Origin of the sequence: Streptomyces sp. SID3343 (assembly GCF_009865215.1) — a bacterium.
GTDB lineage: Bacteria > Actinomycetota > Actinomycetes > Streptomycetales > Streptomycetaceae > Embleya.
On the sequence record NZ_WWJX01001098.1, the window covers coordinates 1 to 1,515 of the forward strand.

Consider the following 1,515-nt stretch of genomic DNA (forward strand, 5'->3'; position numbering starts at 1 on the left):
CACCCCGGCACCCCGGCACCCCGGCACCCCGGGGTCCCGCACACCCAAGCGGTAGACCATCCCGGCCCTGTGCCCAGGGCAGGAGCCCAGGACCAGCACAAACACGAGCAGGGGCCTTCAGGCGTACCAGGCTGTGTGCAACACACCCGCGCGTTCCCGACGAAACTGCGACACCCCCGGGCCAGGCCCCTACGGCCCTCACCCGGACCACCACGACACGTTCTCAACCAATCTGCAACACCCCAGGTCACAGCGGCAGCCGCACACCGACAACCACTGCAAAACCACAGCCCGAAATGTCCGAATGATGCGTCGGTAGTACGCTGATTCAGGCCATCCACGCGAGATTTCGACCCGTCTCCCGGGCGCCGTTTCGAGGGCGTCGCCACCACCGCCTTGTTGCGCGCGGTTGCGCGCGGGATGCAAGCGAGGACGTTCGTGAGGCACCGCCACGCGTCTTCCGATGGGGATGGGCGGTGAGCCCGGCAATCGGAGCGGAGAGCGACGATGGAGCCGTTTCGGATCAAAACGGTGGAGCCCCTTTCCTTCCGCACCGTCGAGGAGCGGCAGCGGATTCTGGCCGAGGCCGACTACAACATCTTTCGCGTGCACGCCTGCGATGTGACCATCGATTTGCTCACCGATTCCGGAACCACGGCGATGTCGTCCGCGCAGTGGGCGGCCGTGATGCGTGGGGACGAGTCGTACGCGGGGGGCTCGTCGTATGAGCGGTTCGAGCAGAGCGTGCGGGAACTGACCGGTTTCCCGGAGGTCGTTCCCGTTCATCAGGGCCGCGCGGCCGAGCGGATCCTCTTCACCACGCTGCTGCGCCCCGGGCAGATCACCGCCGCGAACATGCACTTCGACTCCACCCGCGCCAACATCGAACAGCGGGGATGCCAGGCGGTGGACTTGCCGTCTCCGCAGGCCGCCGATCTCACCGCTACCGCGCCCTTCAAGGGCAACATCGATCTCGACCGGTTGCGGGAGTTGCTGGCCGGCCCCGACGGCGGGCGGGTGGCGGCGGTGATCATGACGGTCACCGACAACGGGGGCGGCGGCCAGCCCGTAGCGCTGGAGAACCTGCGGGCCGTACGGGAGATGTGCGGGACGTACGGGGTGCCGTTCCTGTTGGACGCGTCACGCTTCGCCGAAAACGCCTATCTGATCACCGTCCGAGAGCCGGGTTGGCAGGACCGCAGTCCGCGTGAGGCGGCCCGCGCGATGTTCGACCTCGCGGACGGCTGCTGGGCCTCGTTGAAGAAGGACGGCATGTCCAACACCGGCGGCATGCTCGCCCTGCGCGATTCGAGGACGGCGGCACGCTGTCGTGAGCTCCTGATCGCCTGGGAAGGGTTCCCGACCTACGGCGGACTCGCGGGACGCGACCTGGAAGCCCTGGTCCAAGGGCTGCGCGAGGTCCTCGACCCCGCCTATCTGGCGTACCGGGCCGAGACCGCCGCGTGGTTCGCCGACGCCCTGGACAAGGTGGGCCTGCCGATGATGCGTCCGGCC

1 protein-coding gene is annotated in these 1,515 nt (G+C 68.2%); it reads left to right on the top strand.

Going from position 1 to position 1,515, the window contains the following annotated elements; all coding sequences use genetic code 11:
• Nucleotides 1-507: 507 nt before the first annotated feature.
• Nucleotides 508-1,515, top strand: a 1,008-nt coding sequence (locus GT354_RS34395) for a tryptophanase (RefSeq protein ID WP_161360289.1), incomplete at its 3' end; no start/stop codon positions are given.